Annotated in this window: 20 protein-coding genes and 1 tRNA gene; 4 read left to right on the top strand and 17 right to left on the bottom strand. The window is 60.9% G+C overall.

The features are described from left to right. Positions 1–96 precede the first annotated feature (96 nt). Positions 97–1,953 (top strand): dihydroxy-acid dehydratase, encoded by a 1,857-nt coding sequence (gene ilvD, locus GOX01_RS02130; protein ID WP_011253988.1) that lies wholly within the window; start codon positions 97–99, stop codon positions 1,951–1,953. Here the strand turns inward: ilvD and GOX01_RS02125 are convergent. The 4 genes from GOX01_RS02125 to GOX01_RS02110 are packed head-to-tail and all read right to left on the bottom strand — an operon-like array spanning position 1,931 to position 7,534. Then, positions 1,931–2,758, bottom strand: a complete 828-nt coding sequence (locus GOX01_RS02125) for a hypothetical protein (RefSeq protein ID WP_049750796.1) — start codon at positions 2,756–2,758, stop codon at positions 1,931–1,933. The genes ilvD and GOX01_RS02125 overlap by 23 nt on opposite strands. Before the next feature lie 43 nt (positions 2,759–2,801). After that, the gene (locus GOX01_RS02120; RefSeq protein WP_011253986.1) at positions 2,802–5,468 is read right to left on the bottom strand and encodes a valine--tRNA ligase; all 2,667 of its coding nucleotides are present in this window, start codon (positions 5,466–5,468) and stop codon (positions 2,802–2,804) included. Positions 5,469–5,523: 55 nt separating this feature from the next. Further along, entirely contained in the window at positions 5,524–6,045 is a 522-nt protein-coding gene (locus GOX01_RS02115) for a DUF2497 domain-containing protein (RefSeq protein WP_024717318.1), read from the bottom strand. Positions 6,046–6,076: 31 nt separating this feature from the next. Further along, a complete protein-coding gene (locus GOX01_RS02110) occupies positions 6,077–7,534 on the bottom strand; it encodes a TolC family outer membrane protein (RefSeq protein WP_131973760.1) in 1,458 nt (485 codons plus the stop codon). Positions 7,535–7,690: 156 nt separating this feature from the next. On the opposite strand from GOX01_RS02110, the gene GOX01_RS02105 reads away from it, so the two are divergent. After that, positions 7,691–7,764, top strand: a tRNA-Cys gene (locus tag GOX01_RS02105). Positions 7,765–7,802: 38 nt separating this feature from the next. Here GOX01_RS02105 and glk read toward each other — a convergent pair. Further along, positions 7,803–8,771, bottom strand: a complete 969-nt coding sequence (glk, locus tag GOX01_RS02100; protein WP_011253919.1) for a glucokinase — start codon at positions 8,769–8,771, stop codon at positions 7,803–7,805. Between the two features lie 112 nt (positions 8,772–8,883). Then, positions 8,884–9,687: an SDR family NAD(P)-dependent oxidoreductase gene (locus tag GOX01_RS02095; protein WP_011253918.1), complete on the bottom strand. Its 804-nt coding sequence runs from the start codon at positions 9,685–9,687 to the stop codon at positions 8,884–8,886. Positions 9,688–9,826: 139 nt separating this feature from the next. Between GOX01_RS02095 and GOX01_RS02090 the strand changes: the two genes are divergently transcribed. Continuing rightward, positions 9,827–11,020 (top strand): hypothetical protein, encoded by a 1,194-nt coding sequence (locus tag GOX01_RS02090; protein ID WP_052327592.1) that lies wholly within the window; start codon positions 9,827–9,829, stop codon positions 11,018–11,020. Positions 11,021–11,044: 24 nt separating this feature from the next. On the opposite strand, the gene thiL is transcribed toward GOX01_RS02090, so the two are convergent. From thiL to nrdR, 3 genes are read right to left on the bottom strand one after another with little or no spacing between them, the layout of a single operon-like run. Beyond that, positions 11,045–12,022: a thiamine-phosphate kinase gene (thiL, locus tag GOX01_RS02085; protein ID WP_011253916.1), complete on the bottom strand. Its 978-nt coding sequence runs from the start codon at positions 12,020–12,022 to the stop codon at positions 11,045–11,047. A 3-nt stretch (positions 12,023–12,025) separates the two neighbouring features. After that, on the bottom strand, positions 12,026–12,508 hold the full coding sequence (gene nusB, locus GOX01_RS02080; RefSeq protein WP_011253915.1) for a transcription antitermination factor NusB: 483 nt from the start codon (positions 12,506–12,508) through the stop codon (positions 12,026–12,028). Next, positions 12,505–13,005 carry a transcriptional regulator NrdR gene (gene nrdR / locus GOX01_RS02075; protein WP_011253914.1) on the bottom strand — a complete coding sequence of 167 codons (501 nt, stop codon included), beginning with the start codon at positions 13,003–13,005 and terminating at the stop codon, positions 12,505–12,507. The genes nusB and nrdR overlap by 4 nt, the downstream gene beginning before the upstream one ends. A 119-nt stretch (positions 13,006–13,124) precedes the next feature. On the opposite strand from nrdR, the gene GOX01_RS02070 reads away from it, so the two are divergent. Further along, positions 13,125–13,616: a copper chaperone PCu(A)C gene (locus tag GOX01_RS02070; protein ID WP_024717066.1), complete on the top strand. Its 492-nt coding sequence runs from the start codon at positions 13,125–13,127 to the stop codon at positions 13,614–13,616. Between the two features lie 6 nt (positions 13,617–13,622). On the opposite strand, the gene recQ is transcribed toward GOX01_RS02070, so the two are convergent. The 8 genes from recQ to GOX01_RS02035 form a co-directional block, all read right to left on the bottom strand. Continuing rightward, positions 13,623–15,491 (bottom strand): DNA helicase RecQ, encoded by a 1,869-nt coding sequence (gene recQ / locus GOX01_RS02065; protein ID WP_062269606.1) that lies wholly within the window; start codon positions 15,489–15,491, stop codon positions 13,623–13,625. A gap of 13 nt (positions 15,492–15,504) precedes the next feature. Then, positions 15,505–15,912, bottom strand: a complete 408-nt coding sequence (locus GOX01_RS02060) for an OmpA family protein (protein WP_011253911.1) — start codon at positions 15,910–15,912, stop codon at positions 15,505–15,507. A 54-nt stretch (positions 15,913–15,966) separates the two neighbouring features. Then, positions 15,967–17,649 carry a thiol reductant ABC exporter subunit CydC gene (gene cydC, locus GOX01_RS02055; RefSeq protein ID WP_062269608.1) on the bottom strand — a complete coding sequence of 561 codons (1,683 nt, stop codon included), beginning with the start codon at positions 17,647–17,649 and terminating at the stop codon, positions 15,967–15,969. Next, positions 17,646–19,331 (bottom strand): thiol reductant ABC exporter subunit CydD, encoded by a 1,686-nt coding sequence (gene cydD, locus GOX01_RS02050; protein ID WP_011253909.1) that lies wholly within the window; start codon positions 19,329–19,331, stop codon positions 17,646–17,648. Before cydD ends, cydC begins: the two co-directional genes overlap by 4 nt. Positions 19,332–19,443: 112 nt before the next feature. Further along, the gene (locus GOX01_RS02045; protein ID WP_024717068.1) at positions 19,444–21,228 is read right to left on the bottom strand and encodes a sensor histidine kinase; all 1,785 of its coding nucleotides are present in this window, start codon (positions 21,226–21,228) and stop codon (positions 19,444–19,446) included. Between the two features lie 86 nt (positions 21,229–21,314). Further along, entirely contained in the window at positions 21,315–21,488 is a 174-nt protein-coding gene (locus GOX01_RS12820; RefSeq protein ID WP_158413643.1) for a NepR family anti-sigma factor, read from the bottom strand. Positions 21,489–21,688: 200 nt separating this feature from the next. Next, positions 21,689–22,264: a sigma-70 family RNA polymerase sigma factor gene (locus GOX01_RS02040; protein WP_011253907.1), complete on the bottom strand. Its 576-nt coding sequence runs from the start codon at positions 22,262–22,264 to the stop codon at positions 21,689–21,691. Between the two features lie 132 nt (positions 22,265–22,396). After that, the gene (locus GOX01_RS02035; RefSeq protein ID WP_024717069.1) at positions 22,397–22,903 is read right to left on the bottom strand and encodes a sigma-70 family RNA polymerase sigma factor; all 507 of its coding nucleotides are present in this window, start codon (positions 22,901–22,903) and stop codon (positions 22,397–22,399) included. Between the last annotated feature and the right edge of the window lie 191 nt (positions 22,904–23,094).

Below are 23,094 nucleotides of genomic sequence, written 5' to 3'. Positions count from 1 at the left end.
GAAGCCGGCCTGGCTTTTCACATCTTTCCTGCACTGGCTTCTGTGCGCCTGATTCGCTATGGATCAGGGCCTTCTCCTGTCATGAAAGTATCTTCCATGCCCGCCTATCGCTCCCGCACCACCACACATGGCCGCAACATGGCTGGCGCACGTGCGCTCTGGCGGGCGACGGGCATGAAGGACGGCGATTTCGGCAAGCCCATTATCGCCATTGCCAATTCCTTCACGCAGTTCGTGCCGGGCCACGTCCATCTGAAGGACATGGGCAGTCTGGTGGCCTCCGCGATCGAAGAAGTCGGCGGAATTGCCAAGGAATTCAACACGATCGCAGTGGATGACGGCATCGCGATGGGCCACGGCGGAATGCTGTATTCCCTGCCCTCGCGCGAGTTGATCGCGGATTCCGTGGAATACATGGTCAACGCGCATTGCGCGGATGCGATCGTCTGCATCAGCAACTGCGACAAGATCACGCCGGGCATGCTGATGGCCTCCATGCGGCTGAACATCCCCGTCGTGTTCGTCTCCGGTGGCCCGATGGAAGCCGGCAAGATCAACGGCCCGGGCGTGACCCGCAAGCTGGACCTGATTGATTCCATGGTCGCGGCCGCCAATCCGGACGTGTCCGACAGCGAGTCCGAACAGATCGAACGCTCCGCCTGCCCCACCTGCGGCTCCTGCTCGGGCATGTTCACGGCCAATTCCATGAACTGCCTGACCGAAGCTCTGGGTCTGTCCCTGCCCGGCAATGGTTCCCTGCTCGCCACCCATAACGACCGCCGCGAACTGTTCCTGAGTGCAGGCCGCCGGATCGTGGAACTCGCGCGCCGCTGGTACGAACAGGACGATGCTTCCGTCCTGCCCCGCAGCATTGCCACGCGCGCGGCATTCGAGAACGCCATGACGCTCGATATCGCCATGGGCGGCTCCACCAACACGGTCCTGCATCTTCTGGCCGCAGCCCGCGAAGGTGAAGTCGATTTCCACATGCACGACATCGACCGCCTGTCGCGCCGTGTCCCCAATCTGTGCAAGGTCGCACCGGCCAAGAACGACGTGCACATGGAAGACGTCCATCGTGCCGGTGGTATCCCCGCCATTCTGGGTGAACTGGACCGCGCGGGCCTGATCCACAAGGATGTTCCGACCGTCTACGCACCGACACTCGGGGACGCGCTGAAGAAGTGGGACATCCTGAACGGCGACGAAGAGGCCGCTCATCTGTTCAAGGCCGCCCCTGGCAATGTCCGGACCGTTCATGCCTTTTCGCAGTCCAGCCGCTACCACGAACTGGATCAGGACCGCGAAGGCGGCGTCCTGCGCGACAAGGCGCATGCCTTCTCGCAGGATGGCGGTCTGGCCGTGCTGTACGGTAACCTTGCCGAAGACGGCGCCATCGTCAAAACGGCCGGTGTCGAAGCCAGCATCCTGACCTTCACGGGAACGGCACGGGTCTTCGAGAGCCAGGACGATGCCGTGGCGGCTATCCTGGGTAACCGCATCGTGGCCGGTGACGTCGTGGTCATCCGCTACGAAGGCCCTAAGGGCGGCCCCGGCATGCAGGAAATGCTGTATCCGACGAGCTATCTGAAATCGAAGGGTTTGGGCAAGGTCTGCGCCCTGATCACGGATGGCCGCTTCTCAGGTGGAAGCTCAGGCCTGTCCATCGGCCACATGTCCCCCGAAGCAGCGGAAGGTGGCCTGATCGGTCTGGTCGAGGATGGCGATCGCATCGAGATCGATATCCCGAACCGTACCCTGCATCTTGCCGTTTCGGACTCTGACATTGCCGATCGCCGTGAGCGCATGAATGCGCGTGGCGCCAGCGCCTGGAAGCCGAACCGTGAGCGCGTGGTTTCGAAAGCCCTTCAGGCCTATGCCGCAATGACCACGAGCGCGGCCCATGGCGCTGTCCGCGATCTGTCGCAGATCATCGTGAAGACGCGGATCTGATCGCAGTCTCTACGGCGTCCTGCAATTCGGCGGACGCCAGCATCTTCGAGGCGACATGGCCGGTCGCCGGGACGAGCGTAATCGTCCAGCCAAAGGGAACATTGAGCTTTTCAGCCTGTTCCCGGCCCTGGGCATAGGCCCACTGCCCGCGTTCAAGACGGTTGCGGCCCTGTTCCGTCGCTGCGGGAATATGTTCTGTGGCTGAGGACGTTTCGGTATCCTCAGCTCCCAGAATGACGGCGATATTTCGTGAAAGATAGCGCTTGAGGTCCGGACGACTGCCGGATTCCGGCCAGTTGCGGAACCCGTAAGGGACCGCTGTCTCCGTTTCAGGCTCCACATAGGTCGCGGGGTTCATGATGACCGTCATAACCTCTTCGCCCGGAGCATAGGCTTCGACCCGTTCCAGATACTGCGCTCCGGCGGAGTGCCCCATCAGAATGATCGGTACGCGCGGCTCGCCGGAAACCGCCCGGGCCCACTGCTCCAGCAGCTTCATGTAGGTCGCTGCAGGGGGCGTCCGCTGTAACGCCGGAAAACCACCGCGCTGATATTGCTGAACGGAGAACCGCGCCACCGGAAAGTCGGGCGCGAACACCAGGCTGCATTCATGTCTGGCGAGCGGGATCGTATCGTCGCGATAGGTGGCGCTGTTCCGGTTCTTTCCCGCAAGCACGAACAGGATGGCCCGGATCTGACACGCCGCCGGGCGGAAGACCGAAACCTCGAAACGCTCCCCCGCGAGGGTCGCAGTCTCAAGGCTTCGCCCCTCCGGTAAAGCCTGGGTCTCAGCCGCGCCTGCCATGACGGCAAGAATGGCTCCTACAAGGCAGGCGGCCGTTTTCAACTCAGGCAAGACGCCCCAGAGCCGCCTTCAGCCGCTCCAGATCGCTCTGGAAAGTTGCCAGACGGTCGTGGTTTTCTTCCACGACTTCCGGCTTGGCGCGGGCCACGAAGTCCGCGTTGTCCAGCTTGCGCGTCACCTTGAGGATCTCGCCTTCAATACGGGTTATTTCCTTGGCAAGTCGCGCCCGTTCCGCATCAAGGTCGATCAGACCTTCAAGCGGAATGAAGACAGTCGCCTCATCCAGAACGAGCTGGGCCGCATTGCGCGGCGCATCTTCGCCAACAACACCAACGTCCGAAACACGGGCCATACGACCAATGGCCTCAGCCCAGGTCTTTGCACGCTCCAGATTTTCCGGCGCGGCATCACGCAGCAGCAGCGGTGCCTTCTGCGACGGCGGAATGTTCATTTCCGAACGCACCGTCCGGACATCCCCGATCAGCCGGATCACCCAGTCCAACTCGGCGCGGGCTTCGTCGGCCCGGGTCACCGTCATGATCTCCGGCCAGCGGATCTCCTCGAATTTGCCCGGATAGCCAAGCTCCTGCCACAGCGTCGCCGTCACGAACGGAATAACCGGCTGCATCAGACGCAGGATCAGCCCCAGAACATGCGCGCTGACAGCCCGCAACTCGGCAGTTTCCTCGTTTTCCGCCGCAAAGACGGGCTTCGAGAACTCTACGAACCAGTCACAGAACCGGCTCCAGACAAACCGGTAGCAGCAGCTGGCATATTCATCGAAACGATAGACCGAAAGAGCCCGTCCTGCTTCGGTAATGGCATCGTTCGCTTCCGTCAGGATCCACCGCCCAAGCGCGCTCTTGACGCTTGCTGGATCGAAGTCTTCCGTCGGCTTGGCACCGTTCATTTCAAGGAAACGCGCGGCATTCCACAGCTTTGTGACAAAGGCGCGGTGTTCTTCAACGCGCTTGCGCCCGAGCTTGATATCCCGTCCCGGCCCCGTGCCCGCACAGATCGCCAGACGCGTCGCATCCGCCCCGAACTCGGCCACAAGATCCAGCGGATCAAGACCGTTGCCCTTGGACTTGGACATCTTCTGGCCCTTCTCGTCCCGGACCAGCCCGTGAATCAGGACAGTCCGGAACGGAACATCATCCATGAAGTGCAGACCCATCATCATCATCCGGGCAACCCAGAAGAAAATGATGTCAAAGCCCGTAACCAGCACGCTGGTCGGATAGTAACGGGCCAGCTCCTCCGTCCTGTCAGGCCAGCCAAGCGTCGTGAAGGGCCACAGGGCGGAGCTGAACCAGGTGTCCAGAACGTCCTCATCCTGCGTGAGGCTTACCCCCTCGCCGGCCTGAACCTGCGCATCCTGTTCATTTTCAGCGACATAGACCTTGCCGTCCGCGCCATACCAAGCCGGAATCCGGTGTCCCCACCAGAGCTGGCGGCTGATGCACCAGGGCTGAATATCACGCATCCAGGCGTGGAACGTGTTTTCCCACTGCCGCGGCTCAAAAGCGATCTTTCCGCTTTCGACCGCCTCTACAGCGGGGCCGGACAGGGTCTTGGCATCGCAGTACCACTGAAGCGTCAGGCGCGGTTCAACAATCGCACCGCCACGCTCTGCATGCGGCACCTGAAGCTTGTGCGGCTCGATCTTCTCCAGCCATTCCAGACGCTCAAGCTCGGCAACAACCTGCTTGCGGCCTTCTTCGCGGCTCAGGCCGTTCAGGGTTTCGACGAACGCAACCGAAGCCAGTCCCTCAACATCGCGCAGTTCAGGACGGATTTCCTCGATCCACAGACAGGCTGTTTCATCAAGAACAGTCGGAGCCGGCAGGTCGTGACGCTTGCCGACTTCAAAGTCATTGAAGTCATGTGCCGGTGTGATCTTGACGGCGCCTGTGCCCTTTTCCGGATCGGAATGCAGATCGGCGACAACGGGAATGCGACGTCCCGTAAGCGGTAGGATCACGGTCTTGCCGATCATATCGGCATAGCGCTCATCCTCAGGATGAACGGCCACCGCGACATCGCCCAGCATGGTTTCTGGACGTGTTGTGGCCACCGTGATGGTCCGGCCGTCTTCCAGCGGATAACGGATGTACCACATGGACCCCTTGGTCTCATGGTTTTCCACTTCCAGGTCCGAAATGGCCGAACGGAACTTCGGGTCCCAGTTCACCAGACGCCGGTCGCGATAGATCAGGCCTTCATTATAAAGGGTAACGAAAACCTTCCGGACAGCACGGGACAATCCGTCGTCCATCGTAAAGCGCTCACGTTCCCAGTCTGCCGAGGCGCCGAGCTTGCGGAGCTGCTTGACGATCGTGCCGCCGTATTCCTGCTTCCAGTCCCAGACGCGTTCGAGAAAACCTTCGCGCCCCAGAGCGGTTCTGCTGGTGCCTTCCTTGTCTAGGGCACGCTCGACGACCATCTGCGTGGCGATGCCCGCGTGGTCCGTTCCTGGCTGCCAGAGGACATTGAATCCTTCCTGACGTTTCCAGCGAATCAGCATGTCCTGAAGGACAAAATTCAGGGAATGGCCGAGGTGCAGCGTGCCCGTGACGTTCGGCGGTGGGAACATGATCGAAAAAGGCTCACCCGGCTGGTCGGGGTGAGCCCGGAAAGCGCCGCTTTTCTCCCACGCGTCGTAGAGGGCATTTTCATGATCGGCGGGGACGAAGCTTTTTTCGAGCATGGTTATCCAGGACAGTCAGTACAGCAGGTGGAAGAACGTGCTTCCACCGCCCTTCTTACTCTCGTGGACGCAGACGGGCAATTTCCGCACGGACAAGAATTTCAACCAGTGACGGAAGATGGGCATCCAGCCATGTACGCACCATGCTCCGGACTTCGCCTCGCACCATGTCCTCAATCGTCAGGCCGCTGCTCCGGCTGATGACAGTATCTGATGCAAGGGGGGCGGCTCCGCTGAATGCGGCGTGCAGTTCATCCAGAGAACGCTCCGCTGCGGCTACCGTCTGGGCGTTCATGAGGTCATCCTTGGCCGGTGAGCTCTGGGCAGGCTGAGCTGTCGGGGTGACTTCAGAGGCGGAAGCGGCGGCGGTCTCGGCCGGAGCCGCTGTCACGGGCGGTGCGACCATCATGGAGTTATCGAGGGTCAGTTCTTCTTCCTGGGACGGCATGCTGGGCTTCTCCTCGGTCGATTCAGGCGATTTGGGATCTTCATGAAGAGCACGCCGGATCGAACTCAGGACGTCTGTCATTGCGTCGTCGGCGTGGTGATCTTGCTGGATCGATTCAGAAGAAGTCATGGATTGTTAATATTCCGTTTATTGAAAAATTTTATCGACCGGGCTGGTTGATCGCATAGTCGCTCAGACCCCACAGCCTGTTCTTGACCGCGTTGTAGTAGGCTTTTTCGTCATAAAGCGGGACGCCCAGTTTGAGATCGACGGCTGTAAGCCGTCCGATCGCGGCCGCGACGGCGTAGGAAGAGGTCACGAGGTTTGAAAGATGCTGCACCAAGGTCCGCTGGGACTGCAGCAGGGTCTGCTGCTGCTGAAGGACCGCGAGCGTCGTGCTCGTTCCCACGAGAGCCTGCCGTTCGACACCGTCCAGAGCGATCACATTCGCCGAAATGGCCATGCGGTCGCTGGAAATCGACTGCTTGAAGGAAACCATCTGCTGCCAGCTTGAAGCAGCCTTCTGAAGAGCTGTCCTGCGCTGGACATCGACTTCACGGTGTGCCGCTTGGGCATCCTGACGAGCGCCCCGGATCGAAGCATATTCTGAGCCGCCCTGATAAAGGGGAACACTGAATTCGATCTCGCCGAATTTGTTGTCCTGTAGGGAGTCCCCATAAGCCTGATTGACCTGATGCTGATAATTCAGGCTTGCAGAAACCTTGGGCATGATCTGGGAAATCTGAACGGAAATATTATCTTTGCGCTGGGCCTCGGTGAAAAGTGCGTTGACGACCTGAGGATTGTTCTGAACAGCAGCAGCCACAGCTTCCTGTTCACTGTGAACGGGAAGGTTGAGAGGTTGCGGGGGCACCAGATTGGGGGCCGCGGCAATGCCGACTATCTGGAGATAGGTCGCCTGGGCGCTCTGAAGCGTGCCTTCAGCCTGCTGCCGCTCCGCAGTTGCGCTGGCAAGGGCTGCCTGTGCCTGTGCAACGTCAGTCCGGGTAATTTCACCAACATGGAAGCGTTCCTGGGTCGCCTCGACCTGCTGTTGCAGGACGTGTTCGTTATTGATGGCGATCTGGAGGAGCTGCTCGTCTTCGATGATGCCCACATACGCACTGACGACATTGGTGAAGACGTCCTGTTCCGTCTGGATCAGATGGGCGCGTTCAGCCATGATCTGGTTCGTGGCAGCATGAACGCTGGCGACCGTTTTCCCACCCTGATAGAGCGGTTGGGTGATACCGACGGTGCCCGAGTAGCCGGGTGTCTGATAGCGGCGTGAACTGCCAAGATAGCCGCCTTTTGAGGCGTAATTGGTGCTGCCATCATAATAGGTAAGGTTCAGGCTGGTCTGGACCGTGGGGCGCCAGCCTGCGAGAGCCGTGGGAAGCTGTTCATCCGTGGCGCGCAGGTGAGCGCGCTCTTCTCGCAGCGTCGGATTGGTCAGGTACGCTGTCGAAAGCGCTTCCTGAAGGGTGTGCGGGATGAAATTGGGTGAACTGCTGCCGTCATATTTCTGCGCAAGAGCAGTTCCGCTCAGGAGAAGCGACAGAAGACCAAGCCCGAGGGGGGCTTTCAGTTTCATCGCGCCGTTGCATCCTGAAGTCATGAGATTTCCTGCTCTTTAAGTATGCATCATATCACAGCATTATGTGAATCAGTCCTTAATAGCCTGTTGGAAGGCAGAAGAAAAATCCTTCCGCAGATCAATTATCGGTCTTGACCCTTCGGGCGCTAAGAGAGATATAGCGCCTGTCTCCGCCGAGGTCCGGTGGCAGAATGGTGATGTAGCGGACTGCAAATCCGCGTATGTGGGTTCGATTCCCGCCCGGACCTCCAGAGATTTCTCCCCGGAAATCCAGACTTGTTTTTCGTTTTTACGGATGCGCTTCCGCGTATGCGGCCGCAGCGCCGAACAGGCCGGGCTGTGGATGTGTGATGATCTTGACCGGCATTTCGGTCATCATCGCCTCGAAGCGGCCCTTTGCGACGAAGCGTTCTGCGAATCCGGAATGACCGAGGCTGTCGGCGAGACGCAGCCCCAGACCACCACCGATGACGACGCCACGTGCGCCATGTGCCAGTGCCAGATCGCCGGAAATGGCGCCCAGGCTGAGGCAGAAGCGTTCCAGGGCAGCCACGGCGACCGTATCGGAGCCATCGAGGGCGTTTTTCCACAAGGTGCGGTTATCACGCAGGGTGATGGGCCAGCCCTGCATCTCGGCAATGACTTCGTACAGATTGGTCAGGCCCGGTCCGGAGACGATCCGCTCGGCAGAGACGCGGCGAAAACGCAGACGCAGGGCGCTGAGGATCTTGTCTTCGAGTTCGTCGAGCGGCGGATAGTCCAGATGGCCGCCTTCGGTTTCCATGACAAAATAGCGGTCACTGCGGCGAAGCAGGCAGGCTGCACCCAGTCCTGTGCCCGGGCCGACGATCGTGATGGCGCCTTCCGTCGGAAGGTCGATGTCCGGTCCGCAGAGATGTTTCATGTGCGAGGAATCGACCTGGGCTACGGCGTGAGCCACGGCTCCGAAATCGTTGACGAGTACGAAATTGTCGAGATGCAGGCGCGCGCCGAGCTGGCTCGGCTGGATGATCCAAGGATTGTTGGTCAGCTTGAGGATCTCGCCGCTTACCGGACAGGCTACGGCAATGCCGGCTTCGCGTGGAAGCGTCCGGTTCAGGGAACGGCCGAATGTTTCCCAGGCCAAGGCCAGACTGCCATGTTCCGCGCATTTCAGCGTCGTGGCCTCACCCAGTGAGACGACCTTGCCATCCTCGATGGTCGCGATTGCAAACCGTGCGTGCGTTCCACCGATATCGACGGCTACGATTTCCCTCATGGCACCTCAAATCCTCTGGCGATGCTGGCCGGTGGCCTGCGCTTTTTCCAATGCGCAGCAGTTGCCTACCGGTTCTGCTGCGTCAAGTTCCGGATTGTTCTGACAGCGTTCGTCAGCTGACCGGACGCTGCTTGACTTCGGCCGTTCTCAGCAGCCGGTGAACGATGGCGCGCGGCACGATCATTTCAAGGAACCGGGCGATGGCGAAAGGCCACGGGAAGAGAAGATGTGCCCTTCCCTGCCCGATCGCGCGCGTGATCATGCGCGCAGCGCGGCGCGTCGAGACGAGGAACGGCCGGGCTCCTTCGAGACGCTGGCTCATGGGCGTGTCGACATAACCCGGAGAAATGAGGGTTACGGAGACATGATGCGGCGTCATGGCAGCATGAAGTGCTGTGCTGAAGCGGGCCAGCCCGGCTTTTGAACCGCTATAGGCTGTGGCGACCGGAAGGTCATGAAAAGCTGCCACCGAGCCTATGAGCGCAATACGACCTGCTTTGCGGGCTGCCATACGCGAGGCCATTTCGGTTGCGAGGGTTGCGGGCGTCGTGAAATTGACGAGGGAAATATCGCGGACCTGTTCGGCTGTTTCGGTCAACGCGCCTTCCGGGCGGATATCGCCAAGTCCGGCTCCCAGGATCAGGATATCGATCTGGCGCGCGTCATCTGCCTTGCGCAGTGCCGCCAGGGCATCATCGGTCCGGCACAGATCGAGCGACAGGATCTCGGCCGAAGCGCCTCTGCGGATGACTTGCGCAGCAACATCCTGAAGGCGTGCGGCGTTGCGTCCCCACAGCGTCAGATGCGTTCCAGGGCGCGCATACTGAAGGGCCAGCGCGGCGCCAATGCCGCTTGATCCTCCGGTAATAAGGACGTGAAATGGAGCATTCGAAGGGGAAACAGAAGCATCTGGCATGGAAAACCGCTTTATTCGTGGTCGGATCGGGGCTGGAAGGGTATAGCCCTCCCATGCAACAAGATGCGACCCCGTGCCGTACTGGCACATCACCCCGTCGGACGGGATGTTTTTTTCGATCAGAGGTACACCTGCCATTATGACACTGCCCGACAGGACTGACATCCCTGCGCCGCATGATGATCTTGTGGTTCGGCCAGTGACGACGCGGGCTGACCTCAAACTGTTCATGACGCTCCCGCGTCGCATCTATGCCGGAATGGCGGGTTTTGTCCCGGCTTTCGACATGGAACAGGATGATCTGCTCAATCCGAAGAAAGCACCGATTTTCCGCCATGCGAGCATCCGGTACTTTCTGGCCTGGCGCGGTAACACGGCCGTAGGGCGCATTGCCGCGATCGTGGATCATCGTGCCATCGAGCATTGGGGCATGAAGATCGGCTGTTTCGGTGCGCTGGATGCCGTTCCGGAAGGGAGCGTTGTCAGTGCTCTTCTGGAAACGGCACGGAGCTGGCTGCGTCTGCAGGGCATGCAGACGATGCGCGGCCCTGTTACGCTGAGTGGCAATGGCGAATCCGGTCTGATGGTCGAAGGACAGGACCAGCCCCTGATGGTTGCGATGCCCTGGCATCCGCGTCTGCTGGGCAAGCTGGTCGAGGATGCGGGTTACAAGCCTGTCGAGGATCTTCTCAGCTACAAGCTCGACCTGGACGACCAGACGGAGTCGCGTTTCAAGGTTCCGGGTGATCTGAAGATCGGCGAAGGACGTCTTGGGGCTATCGCCATCAGACGCCTTTCGAAAAAGCAGATTGCCCAGCAGGGCGAGATCCTGCGTCAGCTTTACAATGATGCCTGGAGCGACAAGTTCAACTTCGTGCCGCTGCAGGACTACGAAATGAAGGCCATGATCAAGCAGCTTGGTCCGGTCCTTCGTCCTGAACACTATGTCCAGATCGATCAGAATGGCGAGCCTGTCGCCATGGCGCTGGTTGTGCCCAATATTTATGATATTGCCGGCGATCTTGGTGGGGCCCCCTCGCCTCTGGGCTGGGTGAAGCTGGTTGCACGCCTGACAACGCATCGCTTCCATTCGGCCCGTGTCATCCTTCTGGGTGTGACACAGCGCCTGCGCGGGACGGTTCTGGGTGCTCTGCTGCCTTCGCTGGCGATTGCCGAACTGATGCGTCGGCGGAAGTCTCTGCCCTATTCCTGGGTGGAACTCGGCTGGATCCAGGCGTCCGATTCCAACATGCGCAATCTGGCCGAGAGCATCGTGCCCGAACCGTACAAGCGGTATCGGCTTTACGAACGCCCGATCGACGATCCGGCCTGAAGCCGCACTTTCACGGGGCGTCTGTCAGAAATGCTGCCAGCCGCCCTGTTCCGGGACGATTTCATGTCCCTCTCCATCCAGAAGCCGGACTCCCGAACCGGTGCGGACCGTTCCGATGCGATGGACCGGGACTTCGGCCGCCTGACAGGCGGCCTGCAGCGCTGCTGAGCGTTCAGGTGCGCAGGTGAGTAGCAGTTCGTAATCGTCGCCGCCACACAGGCGGCGCATGAGCCACTCATGCCCCAGTGAGGCCGCCGCAGACGAGACCGGTACGGCCTCTGCATCTACGACAAGCTGGACACCGGATTCCTCGGCGATATGGCCGCAGTCCTGGATCAGCCCGTCTGAAATATCCATCGCAGCGCTGACGATGCCGTGCAGGTGAAGTCCTGTCCGGGGACGGGGCAGATGATATCGTTCTGCCAGAAAGCCCGACGGATCTTGCAAGCTGCCCTGCAGGACAAGCAGTCCCAGCGCAGCGTCGCCAATCGTGCCTGTGACCCAGATCTCATCCCCGGGTCTGGCTGTGCTGCGGCGGAGTGCCGTATTGTGCCGGAGTAGTCCGAATACGGTGGCGGAGAGGACCAGGGGGCCTGAAATGGACGTGGTATCGCCACCGATCAGATGCACACCATAGCGTTGCTGGTCTTCCGCCAGTCCGCGTGAGAATGCGGCAAACCAGTTTTCGTCGTGCCGTCCGCCACGCGTAACGGTCACGTTCAGCGTATAGGCATGGGGGCGTGCGCCCATGGCCGCCAGATCGGACAGGTTGCAGCGCAGCAGCTTACGGCCGAGGGTTTCCGGAGGGTCATCCGGAAGGAAATGGACGTTCTCGACCATGGTGTCGGTCGAAATGGCGAATTCCTCGCCTTCGGGGCAACGCATTAGGGCGCAGTCATCCCGCAGGTCGAGGCTTTCCGCCCCTGCGAGAGGCCTGAAGTGACGGGCGATGAAGCCGAACTCGCCTGCCCCAGCTGCTTCGGCCCCTGACGCGCCCGTCATGAATCAGACGTTGCCGTCGTTGGCGCGGCGGCTGAGGGTATCGAGGATCCCGTTGACCATCTTGGGTTCGTCACCCGAGAAGAAGCCGTGGGCGACATCCAGATATTCGTTGATAATGATCCGGTCCGGTGTGTCGGTGCCGATCTCGAACACGGCAGCGCGCAGCAGGGCACGCAGGACCGGGTCCAAACGGGGCAGCGGCCACTGTTCGGGCAGGACGTCGCTCAGCTTCGCATCGATATCGTCCTGGCGGCGTGTGACCCCAAGGACGATTTCCTGAAACAGCTTCAGATCGGCATCGGGAATGTGGCCATCGTCGAAAGACGCCGTGGAACTGATACGGCGGTGACGGATGAACTGGCTGATGACGGTTTCCGCCGTGTCGCCGGACTGTTCGCACTGGAACAGCGCCTGAACGGCTGCAACGCGGGCAATGGTCCGGCTGCGGCGCGTCGGATTTGCGGAGGGGGCGTCGGTGACGGTCATGGAGTCTCCTGGGAGTCGTCGGGGGACGGTGTGTCCGTTTCCCCGGGAATGGGTTTCATGTCGGCGAGGATTTTCGAGAACGCCTCGACCTCGCGGAAGTCGCGGTAGACGCTGGTGAAGCGGACATAGGCCACACCGTCCACTTCGCGCAATGCGTCCATCGCAAGCTGGCCGATGCGATGGGAAGAAATCTCGTGTTCCCCCGAGGCTTCAAGCTGCCGGACCAGCCCGTTGACCAGACGCTCCTGACGTTCTTCGGGAACCGGGCGCTTGCGCAGGGCGACGCGGATGGAGCGTGCGAGCTTGTCCCGGTCAAAAGGCACGCGACGCCCGTCCGCCTTGGTTACCGACAGTTCACGGAGCTGGACCCGCTCGACGGTCGTGAAACGCTGCGTACAGGCCGAGCAGACGCGCCGGCGACGGATCGCAACGCCGTCTTCCGTGGAGCGGCTGTCCTTGACCTGGGTATCGTCATGTCCGCAAAAAGGGCAACGCATTCGCGATCCTGAAGTGTTCGGGCCTTGTCGTGGCCGGGGAAATGGGAGCACTTTACCGGATGATGCGTTCCGGCCCAAACGGGCTTCGTGAGTTCGCGCACAACACCGGGAGACTGTCGTTGAAACGGGTATCTGTCCTGACCGCCCTCTTTGCCCTTTCCACTGCCCAGGCCATGGCCCAGCAGGCTCTTCCGGGAACAGTGGTGGCGCCGGATGCCGATCATGATGCGCAGCGGGTCGTGGTTATGAACGGGACATTCCGCCCGTCAGCCTATTTTCCCAACCGTGGAGCCGGTTATTTCACGATTCGCAACGATGACAGCGTTGACCATCTGCTGAAGGGGATTTCATCCCCGCTGTGCCAGAATGTCATTGCGCATCACACGAACCAGCAGCAGACGGACGGGGCGAATGATCTCTTCACGCATCTGGCGCTGCCGCACGACTCCACGATGATTTTCCCGCGTTCGGGCTACCACATGATGTGCATGGGAATTCGTCAGATGCCTGCCGCTGGCAGCAAGGTGCCGTTCACGTTCGAGATCCTCAATGGCGGCAGCATTACCGTCAGTTTCACTGTCACGGCGCCTGACGAACTGACGCACGACTGACGCTCTTTACTGGGCCGAGGCGGGTTCGCGGATTTCGCGCAGGACGGTCAGGACCGCAGCTCCGTAGCGGTCCAGTTTCGAGGCGCCGACGCCCTTGATGCTTCCCAGTTCAGCGCGGCTGGCAGGCTGTTCGCGGGCGATGTCCCGCAGCACCGAATCGTGGAAAATGACGTAGGGCGGGATTTCCTGTTCCCGCGCTTCGGACAGGCGCCACTGGCGCAGGGCGTCGAAATACGGTTTTTCATCCGCCGACAGACGATCATTTTCCGTATTGCCGTCCGAGCCCGCGCTGGCGGTCAGGGCGGCCTTGGCTTCGAGCCTGAGTGCCACGCGCTCCTCGCCGCGCAGGATCGGACGCGCGATTTCGCTCTGAAGCGCGAGACTTCCATATTCGCCATGCATCCGGATGGCCCCGCGCGCGATCAGCTGACGGATGACGGCGCGCCACCACTGCTCGCTGTGTTCCTTGCCGATCCCGAAAACCGAAAGATGCTGATAGGCATTGCGTTCGATGGTTTCGTTGAGCTTTCCACGCAGCACATTGGAAAGCTGGACTGCTCCGAGACGCTGGCCGGTGCGATAAATGGCCGAGAGAACTTTCTGGGCAGCCTGGGTGCCATCAAATGTTGAGACCGGGCTGATACAGTTGTCGCAGTGACCGCAGGGCTGCGCGAGGTTTTCCCCGAAACACGCAAGCAGCGCCTGCGTGCGGCAGCCTGTGGTCTCCGTGAGGGCGATCATGCTTTCCAGACGGGCCTGCATGACGCGCTTTTCGTGGTCGGGGGCGCTGGACTGTTCCAGCCAGTACCGCGCCCGGGCCATGTCCTCGCCGCCATAGAGCAGCAGCGTGTCGGACGGCTCGCCATCGCGCCCTGCCCGTCCGATCTGCTGATAATACGCTTCGGGCGAGGACGGCATGTCCAGATGGACGACGCAGCGGACGTCCGGGCGGTCGATCCCCATGCCGAATGCGATCGTCGCGACGATCACCATTTCCTCGCCCGAGCGGAAACGCATCAGCGTAGCCCGCTTCTCGACCGAAGAAAGGCCGGCATGGAATGGCAGGGCGGTCAGGCCCTTGTCCCGCAGCATGGTGGCGACGCGTTCCGTTTTGTTGCGACTGCCGCAATAAACGATGGAGGCGCCTTCGCGATGGTTCTGAAGCGTTTCGAGGAGCTGTCGGCTTTCGCTGGCCTTGGCGCGGGCTTCCACCACCAGGTTGGGACGATGGAAGCTCGCCATCAGGACCCGCGCATCGGGCATACCAAGTGCGTTGAGGATATCATCCCGCGTCCGGGGATCGGCTGTAGCTGTCAGGGCAATGCGGGGGACGCCCGGGAACATCTCGGGCAGGCTGGCGAGTGCCCGGTATTCGGGGCGGAATTCATGGCCCCAGGCCGAAATGCAGTGTGCTTCGTCAATCGCGATCAGCGAGATCTGGCGTTTTGACAGGAAATTCGCTGTTGCAGGCTGAAGCCGACGCTCTGGCGAAATATAGAGAATATCGATCCGGCCATTGCGCAGATCGCTCTGAAGTTCGTCGCGCTCATCCGGCCCAAGTCCGGAATGCAGCGCGGCCGCGCGGACGCCGAGCTGTCTCAGGCCCGCAACCTGATCGTCCATCAGGGCGATCAGGGGGGAGATGACCAGACCCATGCCGTCCCGGCAGAGAGCGGGAACCTGATAGCACAGGCTCTTGCCACCGCCGGTCGGCATAAGGACGAGCACGTCCTCGCCCCGCATGACCGTTTCGACGGCGTCCTGCTGAAGGCCGCGGAAGCCGGGGAAGCCAAAAACTTCCGCCAGCACGCCTTCAGGCGTCGGAGGCTGATTCGATCCCGGAGCGACGGGAGGGCTGTTCTGCGCCTGCGTCATCCCGGGCGCCGGATCAGTGACCCGGAACGATAGTGATGGAAACGCGACGCAGGGCGACGTGGGAATCTTCCAGCTCGCTCGGGACATACGGCGTCATTTCGATCCGTGCACCGTTCAGTCCGTCATTGCTGAGCTGCGTCGCTACGGTCTGGGCTCGGCTCGTCGCCAGTTCCTTCAGGACTGCGGCATCACCGTTTGTACCAGCGGAGCCAGAGACGCGCACGACGGAAGCGTGTTCAGCGCGGGCAGCCGTAGCAGCCTTGGTCACGACAGCCTGTGCGACGGGGCTGAGCGTTACGGATTCACGGTCGAAGAAAACGACGTAGCTGTCACGCGACGGCTGTTCGGCGCAGCCTGCCAGCGCAGCTGACAGAACGAAAACCGGGGCCGCGATGCGGACGAAGGAAAGGAAACGTGCCATGGCGTAGCGTCCTGTCAGGATAGAGAGGTGTGAAGCTGGATCGGCGCGGGCCGGTCAGCACGCACTGGAAATAACCTGTCCGTCCTCAAGGCGCCAGATGCGGTCAAGTTTTTCCACACCGGTCAGGCGATGGGCGATCAGAAGGACGCTCCGTCCCTCGGTCGCATTGTTCAGCGTCTCAAGGAAAGCGCGCTCGGTCTCTGCGTCCAGTCCGGTTGCCGGTTCGTCGAGAACGAGGATGGGAGCATCGGACAGCAGAACGCGCGCCAGAGCGATACGCCGGCCCTGGCCGCCCGAAAGTTTCGAGCCGCCTTCCCCGATCCAGGTGTCCAGTCCGTCAGGCAGGTTGCGCACGACGTCTGCAATCCTGGCCTGATCGAGCGCAGCCCACAGAGCCGTATCCGGAATGTCCGTCCGACCCAGAAGCAGGTTTCCACGCACGGTATCATCAAACAGATGGCTGGCCTGCGACAACCATGCGATCTGTGAGCGCAGGTCGCTGTCACGCAGTGTGGTGATGTCTGTGCCACCCAGCAGGATCCTGCCCTGTTCGGGAGATGCGGCCTTGAGGATCAGGGCGGCTAGGCTGGATTTGCCAGCACCGGACGGTCCGATCAGGGCTGCGCGCTCTCCCTGACGGAGAGTCAGGTTCAGGTCACGGAAAATGGGATCCCGGTCCGGTGTCCAGCGGAACGTCACGTTCTCAAGACGCAGATCGCGACCTGCCGGAAGCGGTGCGTTGCCTTCGGGTGCAGGGGGAGCCCGATCGGCAATTTCGACAATCCGCTGTGCCGCGTGGCTGACCTGCCCGCTCAGCAGACCCGCACGCGCCAGACCTGTGACGCCTTCAAGCACTGTGATGGCGACGAACAGTGCCGTAATGCCGGCGATGGCCGGAGCCTGCGGGAAGAGAAGACCCGCAACCGCACACAGGATGACGGCGATCCCGGCCTTGGCGATCAGGCCTGCAAAGCCCTGCATGAGGGCCATGCGCGTCTGCTGGCGGCGCTGGGCCTTGAAAAGGGTTTCCTGACGGTCCGTGACAGCTGCGGCAAGGACGTCTTCGGCGCCAAAGGCCCGGGCCTCGCGCAGGCCCGATGTGAGATCGAGTGCCGCGATCCGCAGTTCCGATTCCGCACGCAGGATGTCCGGACCAAAGCGACGGGACAGGCGCGCGCCCATCAGGGGCAGAATGAACGCAAGGACGGCAAACAGGGCGCCGGTCAGCAGGCCTGCTTCCGTTCCCGCCCGCATCCAGACAAGCGTTGCGATCGGGAGTGTCAGGAGAGCGGATACCAGCGGGACAAGAATCCGCAGATACAGGTTGTCCAGTGTCTGGACGTCTGAGACCAGACGCGTCAGCAGGTCTCCCGAACGCTGGAAACCCAGCCCCGCAGCAGCACCGCCAGCGAGCTTGCGATAAAACCAGACCCGCAGATCGGCCAGTGCGCGGAACATGGCGTCATGCGTATAAAGACGTTCGAAATAACGCAGGACGATCTGCGACACGCCCGACAGTCGCAGAAGAAGATAGGCGGCGCCTGCTCCGACGGCCGCGCCGGCAATCCGCCCACCGGCCTGTCCCATCAGGGCCAGCCCCGCACAGACAGCCAGTTCGGCGATGACCATACCGGTTATCAGGCGCGTATATTGCGGACGCCAGACCTGAAGGATGCGGGACAGCGCTGTTTCGCTTCCCGTTTCTGCAACCGGATTTGTAGGCAGCGGGGCGCTCATGCGGCTTCTCCCGTAAAGGCAATGGCGCGACCGGCATCAAGCACGAGGTGCCACCCCTGAAACTGGCGGGCCTGCGCGGAATGACTGCACAGGATGACGGTCCGGCCTTTGGCGAGGTCTTTGAGGCTGACAAGGATTTCAGCCTCGGTCTTTGGATCCAGATGGGATGTGGGCTCATCCAGCAGCAGAAGCGGCGCGTCCTTGAGATAGGCGCGGGCAATGGCGATACGCTGCGCCTGACCGCCGGACAGGCCAAACCCGCCCTCGCCGATCCGCGTTTCCAGTCCGTCCGGGAGCGACGACAGATACTGATCGACAGCCGCTGCGGAGACGGCCCGGTCCAGATCTTCAGCCGAAGCATCGGGCCGGGCGAAAAGGATGTTTTCACGGATGGTTCCGGCGAACAGGACGGGCTTCTGCCCGATCCAGCTGATCCGCGAGGAAATCTGGCGGGGCGAAAGGCTCTGCATGTCCTGTCCATCGAACAGGATGCGTCCCTGCGAAGGAGAGACGAACCCGAGCAGCAGTTCCAGAAGCGTGGATTTGCCAGCCCCCGATGCGCCTTCGAGGATCAGTGTCGCACCAGCAGGCAGAACGAAGCTCACGTCATGAATGACCGTGCCGCGTTGCTCATCCCATGCAAAGGAGACGTTTTCAGCTGTCACCGAGATGCCGCCCTTGGTCTGAAGAACGTCAGGCCCTGCCGCCGTCCGCTCGGTCAGCGGTGCCAGTTCATGCATGGCTTCTGCTGCCGCGGTGGCATGGGCGCGGTCCTGATAGGCCGCCGACAGGGCACGGAAGGACGCAAATGCCTCGGGTACCAGCAGGACGGCATAAAGTGCGCGTGTCAGGACGGCATCAGAAGGATGGCCCATCAGGGTGTGGGCCTGCGTCACAACGATCAGCACAAGGGCTGCAACCATGGCGACATCCGTGGTCGCCGAGGCCAGAAAAGCGATCCGCAGGACCTTCATGGTACGCTGGCGCAGGTCATCGGCGCTTTTTGCCAGAGCCTGCGTCTCGCGATCGGTACCACCGGACAGGACGATGGTCGCAATACCCTTCACACGGTCCAGAAAACGCGTCTGAAGACGGTTCATGGCCAGGAACTGCTTGCGGGACGCGACGGCCGTGGCAATCCCGAAGACGGCCTGAAAGATGGGAAGCATGGCACAGCAGGCCGCAAGGATCAGACCCGCCTGATGGTTCTCCACATACAGTGCGATCACGACCAGCCACTGTGACACCAGCCAGAGCGATGCGGCCGGCAGCCAGCGCGCGAAATAGCCGTCCAGCGCTTCGATCCGGTCAACCAGTGTGGCTGCAATGGCGGCGCTGTGATGGCGGCGCAGGAGCGCTGGCCCCTCGCCGATGATCCGGTCCAGCACTTCGCGGCGCAGGCGGCGTCGAGCGTGGATGCCGGCTGAAGCGGCGGTCATGTCCTGTATGGTGGACAGGATCACTCTCAGGACGCAGGCCAGAAGAAAGACGCCGATGGCTGGTCCGGTGCTGTCCGTGTCGCGGGTCAGGACGGAAGCGAGCGTTCGAGCCAGCGCCCAGGCCTGCAGGAGCCCCAGCAGGGTCGAGAGCAACCCTAAAACTACTACGACAGAGGTCCGGGAGCGACTGGCGCGTCCCTGTGCCTTTACCCACGCTTTTGCGATTGTCTTGTCGGCCTTCATGACCCCTGCATATAGGTCGCAAAAGCCCGACAAGACAGTGCTTCAGGCAATTCTTGCCGCTTATTTAGGTTTTTTTGTGGATTTGCAGGCGGAACCTGACGCCGCTTTGCCGTTACAGACCCGAGTCTTCTCCGTGACTGATGGCCTTGCGCGCCATCGCCAGCGCCGTCAGGGAGGGGCGTTCGGGAATGAAACGCAGGGTATACCAGGTTCCGTTTTCATTGCTGACCGTCATATCGGCATTGATCTGACGCGCGAACCCGCGGATGAGCTGCATCCCGATTCCTTCACGACGCGTGCGGGACTCGGTAGCCTGACCGGCATTGATGCCGATTCCATCGTCACCCAGTTTCAGTTCTACCAGACCTTCCTTTTCCGGATCCGTTGGAACAACCTTGTGCAGGTTGATCACGATATGACCCGTCCTGTTCTCCGGGAACGCATATCGCAGGGCATTGCTGACGACTTCGGTCACGATCAGCGCGATCGGAACGGCCTGATCGGGAGAGATCAGGACATGCTCGATATCGAGTTGCAGCCGGATGCGGGTCTGGGCATTCATGCCGTTCGCGGACAGCAGGATGCTGCAGAGTTCTTCCAGAAAACTCTGGACATCCAGCGCCGAGAGGCCGCTTTCGGAATACAGGTAGCGGTGCAGGGTCGCGAGTGCCCTCACCCGGTCCCGGACGAGACGGAATTCTTCGCGTGCCTCATGGGAGCGGATGCGGCTTGCCTGCAGGTTGAGCAGTGAGGCCACGACCTGCAGGTTGTTCTTTACCCGGTGATGAATTTCCCGGATCAGCATGTCCTGATTGCGGGCCGACTGTTCCAGATCCTGCTCATGCTTGCTGAGACGGCGTGTCGCGCGGAGAAACGCCTTTTCCAGATGCCTAATTTCAAGCGGGATCGAATGGCTGATCCTGGGCGCGAAGGCAGCGCCCTTGCGCCAGTCTGCGACCGCCAGGGCCAGTTTCTCCAGCGGATCGACCAGGAACAGGCGAGCGCCCAGTGCGACGGCCATCAGTTCAAGCACCAGCAGACCCACAATCAGGCTGACCCGGATCAGGAAGATATTGAGGGCGTGACTTTCTTCGGCCGTGCGCTCCGTTGCGACAATCAGGCTGACCGGACCATAGGCATTTTGAAAAGCGTAGGTGATGCCCTGGCTCGTGAAGACGTCATGCAGGCTGAGGGACGCAATGTCCCTCTTCAGACGTGCAAATGCCCTTCTCGGCAATTCCGCGGTTACCGGCCGGTCCGGGAAAAGCGAATAGAGAGTTCCATCCGGCATCGCCAGAAAATGCCGTGAATTGTTATCCGTGCCGAGCAGGAGGCGGCTGTCCCCTTTTGGAAGATGGCTGCGCTGCCAGCCCAGGGTCCGGACGGCAATGATGTAACCGGAGACGGAGTTGTTGCTGAGAATGGGAACAACGAACTTCAGGAGCGGACCCCGGTCGCCCTTCAGCACATCAACTCCGACAACCGGAGTTCTGATCGTCGGAGAGCTCATCGTGGGCGCGGCGAGTTCGGGAGAAGAGCAGATTGCCGCATCCTGTGTTGAAGGAGGCGGCAGAACGACCGATGGCCGGCCGGACACGTCCGTCAGCATCAGCATACAGTAGTGATGCTGTGAGACGGTCTGGACCAGCGCAAACTCCCTCAGGGCATTTCCTGAAGAAATGTCTCCATCGGCAAGCATGTCCAGCAGCGTGTGGGTCTGGTCGAGATCCGTCGTGATTTCCGAAATGGCAAGCTGCGTGTCGCGTTCGGTGCGCATGGCGCTGTTGCCGACATTCTGCTGGTAGCTGTGCCAGGCCAGCAGAGAGGCGATGATCGCGAGGGGCAGAGTCGTCGCGACAATCAGGGTCATCACCCGCGCGCCGACGGTGTCAAACATCCGGATGCTGCGCAGGGCGTCACGTCTGTGCCACAGACGACGCCAGCGCCGCGGACTCAGGTCTGGAGAACCAGACCGGCTAACAGTCACTTGTTTCGGTCTTCCTCGATCAATCGGAGAAGTTCATCGGGGATCGGCTCGTTTGCAACATCATCAAAAAGCTGATGCAGGCCCCGGCTCAGCCAGATTCCGAAAGGCGAATCCTGATCCTCGCCAGTGGTTTCCTTGGCTGAGGACTTCCGCTTGTCTCCTGCGGTCATTGGCTGGTCCTGAACCTTCCTGTGACGTCAGAAGATGCAGATCCTGCACCCCTGATACTGACTGTGGCGCGAACTCCGGGTCTCTCCTGAGAAGCCGCTGCGGGATGAATTGCCGATCCAGTCTTACGAAAACAACACGTTTTCTGCAATCACTGCCAATCCGCAATGGATACAAATTCTTTCCATTGCGGATCCTGAGATCATGAAAGCATGAGATCGTCGGAGGACTGACCGGCACGGCGACGGGCATCCATGGCATCGCGCAGAGCCTTGACCTTAATGCGCAGTTTGTCGTTGGCCGGCAGGTCTCCGCTCATCCAGGCTTCGAGCTGACGACGGGCGCGGAAGACGCGGCTCTTGGCCGTTCCGACAGCGCAATCCGTGGCTTCAGCCAGAGCTTCGTAGCTCATGCCCTGAATCACGACCATAACGAGAGCTTCGCGCTGATCGGCCGGAAGGCGGGAGAGTGCCATCGACAGATCCTTGAGAGCCAGATTGTCCTCATGGGTGGCCGGGCTGGCGAAGGACGATGCGGGCACATCATCGATATCGGTCGTCTCACGACGCTTGCGAAGGTCGGAAATGAAGCGGTTGCGGAGGATACGATGCATCCAGGCCGAAAAATTCGTTCCCGGGATGAAGCTGTTCTGGGCTGCCAGAGCGTTGCACACGGCGTCCTGTACGAGGTCTTCGGCGGCAGCGCGGTTGCGGGTCAGCGAAAGAGCCTGAACGCGCAGCTTCGGAAGAATGGCAATGACCTGATCGTGGAACGTCATGGAACTGACTCCTGATTTCGTTCTGTTTTCATGGGATCAATGAACGGTCAGGCGAAAATGTTGCATCGGGGCGGAGGAAATTTCCCGAAAAAAGGAAAAGACAGCCTGTGAGGCCCAGAAAACCGGCAAAAATCAGGTGATATTTTTTTCGGAATCCGTTTCCGGAGGTTCGGTATTTTCCGTCGCAAGCTCGGCGAGCTGGGCTCTGGCCCGGGAAACACGGGCTCTCATCGTTCCGGCGGGCACATCGCAGACGCGGGCGGCATCTTCGTAGGACAGTTCCTGTGCCCCCACGAGAATCAGGGCTTCCCGCAGTAGATCGGGCAGCTTCCACAGCAGTTCGCCCAGATCCTGAACAGCATCGCGGGCATTCTGGCGTGATGGTGCTGCAGTGGAAGGCTGCATGTCCTGCTCGATGTCGAGCATGATTTCCTGTTCGCGGCTGCGGCGGCGCGTCTGCTCGTAGAAGGCATTTCTCTGGATTGTGAACAGCCAGGCTTTGAGGACCGTTCCCTGCTGGAACTGCTCCTGGGAGGCCAGTGCGCGGACAATCGTGTCCTGCACCAGATCATCCGCGGCCGCAGGATCGCGAGTCAGAAAACGCGCGAAACCCCGCAGATCCGGAAGGGTCTGGAGCAGGCCGCGGTGAAAGCTGCCTTTCTGGGGAGACGGGTCGCGCTGCTGGCCCGCGGGCAAGGGTGTGCTCAGAAGAAGATCCTTCACGCGACATCACAGGCGACCGGGGCGGCCACGAAGACTATACGGAGATTGGGCATCGTGTCATGACTATTCAACCTTCATAACGAGATGCATTCCATTCGGGGTGCGTC

The sequence above is a fragment of the Gluconobacter oxydans genome (assembly GCF_006539685.1).
In the GTDB taxonomy this organism is placed as follows: domain Bacteria; phylum Pseudomonadota; class Alphaproteobacteria; order Acetobacterales; family Acetobacteraceae; genus Gluconobacter; species Gluconobacter oxydans.
Note: the sequence above shows the minus strand (reverse complement) of the source record. Positions and strands in the feature narration are given on the sequence as shown.

What these genes read in the sequence shown, in the direction of transcription:
- GOX01_RS02045 (WP_024717068.1), bottom strand. Translation starts at nt 21,228, where the DNA reads ATGTTTGACACCGTCGGCGCGCGGGTGATGACCCTGATTGTCGCGACG.
- GOX01_RS02120 (WP_011253986.1), bottom strand. Translation starts at nt 5,468, where the DNA reads ATGCTCGAAAAAAGCTTCGTCCCCGCCGATCATGAAAATGCCCTCTAC.
- GOX01_RS02090 (WP_052327592.1), top strand. Translation starts at nt 9,827, where the DNA reads ATGACACTGCCCGACAGGACTGACATCCCTGCGCCGCATGATGATCTT.
- GOX01_RS02110 (WP_131973760.1), bottom strand. Translation starts at nt 7,534, where the DNA reads ATGACTTCAGGATGCAACGGCGCGATGAAACTGAAAGCCCCCCTCGGG.
- nrdR (WP_011253914.1), bottom strand. Translation starts at nt 13,005, where the DNA reads ATGCGTTGCCCTTTTTGCGGACATGACGATACCCAGGTCAAGGACAGC.
- cydD (WP_011253909.1), bottom strand. Translation starts at nt 19,331, where the DNA reads ATGAAGGCCGACAAGACAATCGCAAAAGCGTGGGTAAAGGCACAGGGA.
- GOX01_RS02115 (WP_024717318.1), bottom strand. Translation starts at nt 6,045, where the DNA reads ATGACTTCTTCTGAATCGATCCAGCAAGATCACCACGCCGACGACGCA.
- GOX01_RS12820 (WP_158413643.1), bottom strand. Translation starts at nt 21,488, where the DNA reads ATGACCGCAGGAGACAAGCGGAAGTCCTCAGCCAAGGAAACCACTGGC.
- glk (WP_011253919.1), bottom strand. Translation starts at nt 8,771, where the DNA reads ATGAGGGAAATCGTAGCCGTCGATATCGGTGGAACGCACGCACGGTTT.
- ilvD (WP_011253988.1), top strand. Translation starts at nt 97, where the DNA reads ATGCCCGCCTATCGCTCCCGCACCACCACACATGGCCGCAACATGGCT.
- nusB (WP_011253915.1), bottom strand. Translation starts at nt 12,508, where the DNA reads ATGACCGTCACCGACGCCCCCTCCGCAAATCCGACGCGCCGCAGCCGG.
- cydC (WP_062269608.1), bottom strand. Translation starts at nt 17,649, where the DNA reads ATGAGCGCCCCGCTGCCTACAAATCCGGTTGCAGAAACGGGAAGCGAA.
- GOX01_RS02040 (WP_011253907.1), bottom strand. Translation starts at nt 22,264, where the DNA reads ATGACGTTCCACGATCAGGTCATTGCCATTCTTCCGAAGCTGCGCGTT.
- GOX01_RS02060 (WP_011253911.1), bottom strand. Translation starts at nt 15,912, where the DNA reads ATGGCACGTTTCCTTTCCTTCGTCCGCATCGCGGCCCCGGTTTTCGTT.
- GOX01_RS02125 (WP_049750796.1), bottom strand. Translation starts at nt 2,758, where the DNA reads ATGGCAGGCGCGGCTGAGACCCAGGCTTTACCGGAGGGGCGAAGCCTT.
- thiL (WP_011253916.1), bottom strand. Translation starts at nt 12,022, where the DNA reads ATGACGGGCGCGTCAGGGGCCGAAGCAGCTGGGGCAGGCGAGTTCGGC.
- recQ (WP_062269606.1), bottom strand. Translation starts at nt 15,491, where the DNA reads ATGACGCAGGCGCAGAACAGCCCTCCCGTCGCTCCGGGATCGAATCAG.
- GOX01_RS02095 (WP_011253918.1), bottom strand. Translation starts at nt 9,687, where the DNA reads ATGCCAGATGCTTCTGTTTCCCCTTCGAATGCTCCATTTCACGTCCTT.